The sequence below is a fragment of the Polaromonas sp. CF318 genome, assembly GCF_000282655.1.
Lineage (GTDB): Bacteria > Pseudomonadota > Gammaproteobacteria > Burkholderiales > Burkholderiaceae_C > Polaromonas.
Map to the genome: position 1 here is coordinate 24646 of NZ_AKIV01000097.1, position 6000 is coordinate 30645.

At 60.5% G+C, this 6000-nt stretch carries 7 protein-coding genes; 5 read left to right on the top strand and 2 right to left on the bottom strand.

Going from position 1 to position 6000, the window contains the following annotated elements:
• The first annotated feature begins 159 nt into the window (after window positions 1-159).
• The 5 genes from PMI15_RS17775 to PMI15_RS17800 all read left to right on the top strand — a co-directional run bounded on the left by PMI15_RS17775 (window position 160) and on the right by PMI15_RS17800 (window position 3716).
• Entirely contained in the window at window positions 160-915 is a 756-nt protein-coding gene (locus PMI15_RS17775; protein WP_036839734.1) for a hypothetical protein, read from the top strand.
• Window positions 916-1523: 608 nt separating this feature from the next.
• Window positions 1524-1805, top strand: coding sequence for a hypothetical protein (locus tag PMI15_RS17785; protein ID WP_036839738.1), 282 nt, complete (start codon window positions 1524-1526; stop codon window positions 1803-1805).
• A gap of 178 nt (window positions 1806-1983) precedes the next feature.
• On the top strand, window positions 1984-2508 hold the full coding sequence (locus PMI15_RS17790; protein WP_036839762.1) for a Rossmann fold nucleotide-binding protein: 525 nt from the start codon (window positions 1984-1986) through the stop codon (window positions 2506-2508).
• Window positions 2509-2566: 58 nt separating this feature from the next.
• Window positions 2567-3112: a DUF2867 domain-containing protein gene (locus PMI15_RS17795; protein ID WP_036839741.1), complete on the top strand. Its 546-nt coding sequence runs from the start codon at window positions 2567-2569 to the stop codon at window positions 3110-3112.
• A 49-nt stretch (window positions 3113-3161) separates the two neighbouring features.
• Entirely contained in the window at window positions 3162-3716 is a 555-nt protein-coding gene (locus PMI15_RS17800) for a hypothetical protein (RefSeq protein WP_007872228.1), read from the top strand.
• Between the two features lie 109 nt (window positions 3717-3825).
• Here PMI15_RS17800 and PMI15_RS17805 read toward each other — a convergent pair whose 3' ends face one another.
• Window positions 3826-4290, bottom strand: a complete 465-nt coding sequence (locus PMI15_RS17805) for a hypothetical protein (protein WP_007872229.1) — start codon at window positions 4288-4290, stop codon at window positions 3826-3828.
• A 118-nt stretch (window positions 4291-4408) separates the two neighbouring features.
• Window positions 4409-5908 (bottom strand): exopolyphosphatase, encoded by a 1500-nt coding sequence (gene ppx, locus PMI15_RS17810; protein WP_007872230.1) that lies wholly within the window; start codon window positions 5906-5908, stop codon window positions 4409-4411.
• Between the last annotated feature and the right edge of the window lie 92 nt (window positions 5909-6000).

The window sequence follows — 6000 nt, forward strand, 5'->3', positions numbered from 1 at the left end:
CGGTCCGTCGTTTCATCGTCGTCGTCCGTGGCAAAGGGGTTGCCATGGAGTTAGCTCGGTGAGGCCTAACCCCTCCATCGAGCGGATGGCTTCCAGCGGGCTGCGCCCGCTTCCAGCCGCTGCTCATGTCAAACGCCAGGCGCCAAGATGAGACTATCTATGAGCATCCACCTCACAAACCGCATCCACACTTTTCTTCTGCTGTTTCTGGTCTTGCTCACTCAGCCTGCTTTCGCGGAAAACTGGATTACTTACTACCAGATCGGCAATGACCAGTATGCGATTGACGCCGACTCCATTCGGCGAACTGATGCCCTGGTTAAGTACCGATCAGGAATCGTCGGCATGGTGGCGAGCGTCGTCGATATGCAAGCGGATTGCACAGCTCGAACACGCGGACAGATGCCAGACCCGCGGATGAACTCAACGTATGTGGGTACGCTTGGCGGAGAAGAGGTCGCCACGGTTTGCAAGCTAGCTGACGCTCGACCAGAAGCGGTGGCGAAGGCACTCAGCAACTCGCCCAACATAGGTCCACGCAAACCCGAACTCCTAAAACTGGAAGAAGTTCGCCATTTCTGCGATGGCGTAATGGGAAGCATTGGAGCCGGCAACCTAGCCGGCACGATGCCTCAAATCCAGAGTCATCTGTCCGCCACGCCGAAGCGTCTTAAGGAACTCAACGACGCGCTAGGCTCATGGTACATCGCCACCTTGGTTCAGCTCGGAGACGCGCAAGGTTCAGAGTTTGTCAAACAAGATGGATTCTCAAATACGCTGTTGCGTCTTACCTATATTGCCAAATATGAGCGTGGCGCCACCCGATGGATTTTTCTCTTCTACAAGCAATCAGAGGGCTGGGGGCTGATCGATGTCGGGAGCGATGCAAACCTGCAGGCCGTACTGGAGAAATAGGACTCATGCGTAGTCAAGGCGCGTGTTGCAGTGGTGGCTTGGCACCTAACCCTTTCTTCAAGCGGACCTGCCTACGGCAGCCCGCTTAGGTCGAACGTTAGACCGCACGTGACGTCGCCCCTTTCGACCATCCGCAGCAAGCTTGCGCGCAGCAAAGCGTCTGTAGTCGCAGTCATTCTTCTGGCGTTGCTTGCCTTCGTACCATCGGTGGCCTGCGCCTGTCTGGAGACGTATAGGCTTTCGCCCCTTCGGATGGTCGTCTCGGCCCAATTGTTTGGGGTGCTTGTGATCGCTCTTCTCGCAATGGCGCGCAATCGCGCGGGCTGGGTTACTTTGGGCTGCCTAGTTGTCGCCGGCTCTTGGTTCGCGGCTATGCTTGTAGCGGGAGTTAGTCAAAGCCTCATAGCTGCGGGCCTAGTGGTGCTTGCTCCTGTCTACTTGCTCGCTGTCCTCGTCTGGTCGCGCAGCAAGGACGCTAATGAGGGTGCCAATAAAAAGGGTGTTGGAAATGCGGTTTAACAAGTCGATCGACTCGGACGTTCTCGCGGAAGGCTTTGCCGATCTATTGCCCGCCGGTCAGCTCCAACGTTAAAGCGCAGAAATCCCAAATGAGTCGCCACCCCCACTGCATCGATGACGGGCGCAAGCGTCGCGATGACGATATTTTCAAACTTGTTGGTGCCCTCGCCGTTATCGTTGGTGGAATGTATTACGCATGGAGCTTCGTGGGGCCGAGCGGCCAAACAATGAGCGTTGGCGATTTTTTCGCATTCTTTTTTCGCGAGATACTTCTGGCGGGTTTCTTCTGTTTGGCCCTTGTCGTCGGGTGCATTGTTTGGCTGCTTAAACGTGCCCAGAGCCTTTTTCATCGAGGCGGTGATGCGCCTTAACAGGTTTTTCGTCGCGGACAAGCCGCAACGGAAGGCTGCTGCCCGCCGGACAACGCCAACGTTAAAAGCGCATGACCGACGCATCAGCATTGCTTCTGCCTGCGCCCGTCGCTGCGTTTGCGCCGTGCCTGAAGCTCTCGGCGTTCGCTTGGGTTCCAGCCGTAAACTCGTCCCCACCATGATCACATCCCACCGAAAACCCCAGGTCTGTGTCCTCGGCAGCGCCGAGCCCGGTTCCCGTGCCTACGAACTTGCCGGCGAGGCGGGTGAAGCGCTGGCCAGGCTGGGCATCACCGTGGTGAGCGGGTGCGGCAGTCCGGCAACCAGGGTTGCTGCCGAGCGCGCCATTCAGGCAAACGGCCTGGTGCTCAGCATCGTGCCGCCAGACCACATGCCTGCGCCGGATTGGCCGGCCACGGTTGTGCTGCCCTGCGGGATGGGAGATGCCCGCAACCTTCTGATGGCGCTTGCGGGCGATGCTTGTATCGTCATCGGTGGCCGCGCGGGCACCAAATCCGAAGTTCACCTGGCCTGGCTGCACAAACGGCCGCTGCTTCCGCTGGTCGGCTGTGGCGGCTGGTCTGACGAACTGCCGTCCAATCCTCCCGACGAACGGGCGAACTCTCCCATCTTGCCTTGGAGCACTGTCGCCGAGTTGCAGGCAAATCTGCGCAGTCTTGGCTTGGTCAAGAGTGCGGCATGAATTGCCCGCCGGCCGTCTTCAACGTTAGACCTCAGAATCCAACTATTGGCTCGAACACATGTCAACCCGACAGCACCGCGTAACGCCTGTATCGCTTCCTCCAGAGTCGGCAGTTACCAAAGCCTACGCATCGACGAATCTCGCAGATGCCTACTCAATCGAACTTCCACCCGGAGCGTCGACCAATCCCGAACTATTGGCGAGGTTCATCTTCGCCAATCAGGCACCGTGGGTTGGCACCCTCATGGCGGTTCGAGATGCGGTCGTCGGCGGGGTCGGCCTCAAAACTGCGAAGCAACTCGCGTCACTTGACGCGCAGGGCAAGCCAGGCCGTCTTAGCATCTTCAAGATCTACGGCACAAGTCCGACCGAAGTTGTCTTTGGAGAAGACGACAAGCACCTGGACTTCAGGCTTTCTGTCCTCTGCTCCAGCCAGCCCTTGCCGGGAGGCAAACGCCACCTGACTTTGTCAACCGTGGTCCATTGCCACAACCGCTTGGGTCGTCTCTATATTTTTGTCATCGCCCCGTTCCACCGCTTGGTCGTTCAATCCAGTCTTCGTCGTGCCGCCCAAATCGGCTGGCCGTCAGCAGTGCAGGCGTAAACCGGATTCCCAGTCGCCATGCTTTAACCTTAAGCCTCAATGGAGTGACATGAAAAACGATATTCGACAGGTTCTGACGCTTGCAGTCCTTGGCTGTGCACTGGGCAATGCGTTTGGCCAGCCCGCGGCTGCGGCAAATACCGCCCAAAAGTCAAATCAGTTCGTGGTTCAAGCCGAGGCCGCCTACAAAGGCATGCTCGAAGCGGAACGGGTGGGAAGCCTCACGTCCTATAGAAAGTTCAGATCAAAGGCCGCTCTGGACGAGACCCTTGGGAACCTGCGCAAAACCGGGATTTCCGAGAACGAAGCTGGCGCTGCATTGCAGCGGGTATCCAAGTACTCAACGAGCCTGGATGGCTTTGATTTTGTGAGGGCCGAAGGACGCGCAAGCGTCGGGCGACTCTTCTATCAAAAGCGCTGGAAGTCCAATGGTGAAGAAATGGTCGACTTCTTTGGCTACCTGATGCGGCTCGAGGACAACACGTGGAAAGTTGATTGTGTTGTGAATTCGACCGGAACAAAGCTCGGCATGGGCAAGTCGCGCAAGATTGAAGAGCGAACCATTGATGAAGTTGCTGAGCATCCATGCTTGAAGATGAGCTGAGGCCTGACCCTTCCTGGGTGGACTCCCCCTCAAGGGCAAGGATCTGACTGATAGATTGGCTGGGTAATCCGGCACTCTTGCGAGTGCCGGAGCTTGCCTCTGTGCAGTTTTAGCTGCCGAGCGTAGGCCGGCCGGTCTTGATCGCGGGAACCTGCTCCAGCGCCGTCAGGAAGGCCGCGTCGGAGAGGCCGGCCAGCAGCTTGATCCCTGCGCGCAGCAATTCGCTTTTCTTGGCCGGGCGGGTCAGCCTGGCGGCGCGCTGCTTGAGTTCGTCGAGCACCACGTATTCGGCCTTGGGAATGGTGAAGCTGTCGCGCACCAGTTTTGGTTTTTTGGTTTTCTCGGGCTTTGCGGCTTTCACCGGTTTGGCGCTGGCCTGGGGCTTGGCGGGCGGTTTCTTGGGGGCGGCCTTTTTCACAGTGGCCTTCTTGACTGCGCCTTTGCCGGCAGGGGCCTTGGCGGTGGATGCCTTTTTCGGGGCGGGCTTGGCGGCGGGTTTCATGGGCGCCTTGGGGGTGGCCGGGGCGGCGGCCTTTTTGATGGTCTTTGCAGTTGCTTTTTTGCGGGTAGCCATGGATTGATCCTTTTTGGGTGCGGTCAAATAAACCGTATATACAGTTTATACGGTTTGTTCGAAAGCGGTCAAGCCGCGCCCGGTGGCGCCATGCGCGTGATGCGCGGCAAGGGATGGATCAGGGGTTCGGGACCACCAGCGTCCATGGCGTCTTCTGCCAGGCCAGCACTTCTTCCTGCAGCAGGTGGGCCGATTGCGGGAAGGCCTGCGCCCAGCCGGCGCGGCAGTTCAGCACAAAGATGCGCCCGGGTTCGGCGCCGCATTCGAGCTGCAGGCCTTTGAGGTCCGGGTCGCGGCGGGCGTGGCACAGGATGACGGCCAGGCGCAGGCACAGCAGCTGCTGAATGAACACCCGGTCCTCGAAATCGACCTCGAGCTTGCGCAGCTTGCCGCGGTGGCCCAGCACCAGCAGGCTGATGCGGTGCAGCTCGGGCAGGGCAAAGCCCGGCGCGTCGGCGTTGTCCAGGATGTAGGCGCCGTGCTTGTGGTAGTCGCTGTGCGAGATCTGGCTGCCGATTTCATGCAGCTGCGCGGCCCACTCGAGCTTGCGCTGGAAGCGCGCGGAGTCGGCGGCGGGCAGGCCGGCGCCGGCCATCGCGAACAGGTGGCGTGCCACCTTGCTGACGCGCTGGGCCTGCACCGGGTCGGCACTGAATTTACTGGACAGGCGCTGCACCGTGGTGGAGCGCAGGTCCGTCAGGTCGTGCTCGCGGTCCAGCAGGTCGTACAGCACGCCGTGGCGCAGGGCGCCCTGGGCGGCCTCCATGTGGGAGATACCGAGCAGCTCGAACACCGCGCGCAGCACGCTGACGCCGCCGCCTATGACGGCGCGCCTGTCGTCCTTCATGCCGTCCAGTTTCAGGCGGTCAGCGCTTTGCGCCTTGAGCAGGCGGTCCAGCAGCCAGTCCAGGCCCTCGCGCGTGACCTGGCCCGCGGGCCAGCCCGCGGCCGTGAGCACGTCGCTGACGGCGCCTATGGTTCCCGAGGAGCCGTAGGCCGTGTCCCAGGTATCGGAGCGATAGGCGTTGACGGCCTCGTCGAGCACCGCCTTGGCGGCCACCTCGGCGGTCGTGAAGGCGCGCTGGGTGAACTGCCCTTCGGGGAAATATTTCATGGACCATGCCACGCTGCCGACGCGGTAGGACTCCATGGTGCGCGCATCCAGGCCCCTGCCGAGAATCATTTCGGTGGAGCGGCCGCCTATGTCGACCACCAGCCGGCGCTCGTTGGACTGCGGCAGCAAATGCGCCACGCCCTGGTAAATCAGGCGGGCTTCCTCGCGGCCGGGGATGACGTCGATGGGAAAGCCGAGGATTTTGTGGGCGCGCGCCAGGAATTCCTCGCGGTTGCGCGCCTCGCGCAATGTCTGGGTGGCGACCGCGCGGACCTGGTGTTTCTTGAAGCCCGCCAGGCGTTCGCCGAAACGTGCCAGGCAGTCCCAGCCGCGCTGCATGGCTTCCGGTGTCAGGTTGCGGTTGGCGTCCAGCCCATTGCCCTGGCGGACGGTTTCCTTGAGGTATTCGGTGCGGTGTATGCGGCCGTGGTCAAAGCGGCCGATTTCGAGGCGAAAGCTGTTGGACCCCAGGTCCACAGCCGCGAGCAGTGTTCCATTTTGCATGCCTGAGTTTAAGAACCTATTTACGATTTATTGGGGGCCGCGCAGGAATCTTTTCGGGATGGGATGCAAGGCGCGGTGCGCCGCCAATAGTT

Excerpts from the sequence above, each read along its gene's own strand:
- PMI15_RS17785 (WP_036839738.1), top strand. The coding sequence starts at position 1,524 with ATGAGTCGCCACCCCCACTGCATCGATGACGGGCGCAAGCGTCGCGAT.
- PMI15_RS17800 (WP_007872228.1), top strand. The coding sequence starts at position 3,162 with ATGAAAAACGATATTCGACAGGTTCTGACGCTTGCAGTCCTTGGCTGT.
- PMI15_RS17795 (WP_036839741.1), top strand. The coding sequence starts at position 2,567 with ATGTCAACCCGACAGCACCGCGTAACGCCTGTATCGCTTCCTCCAGAG.
- PMI15_RS17790 (WP_036839762.1), top strand. The coding sequence starts at position 1,984 with ATGATCACATCCCACCGAAAACCCCAGGTCTGTGTCCTCGGCAGCGCC.
- ppx (WP_007872230.1), bottom strand. The coding sequence starts at position 5,908 with ATGCAAAATGGAACACTGCTCGCGGCTGTGGACCTGGGGTCCAACAGC.
- PMI15_RS17775 (WP_036839734.1), top strand. The coding sequence starts at position 160 with ATGAGCATCCACCTCACAAACCGCATCCACACTTTTCTTCTGCTGTTT.
- PMI15_RS17805 (WP_007872229.1), bottom strand. The coding sequence starts at position 4,290 with ATGGCTACCCGCAAAAAAGCAACTGCAAAGACCATCAAAAAGGCCGCC.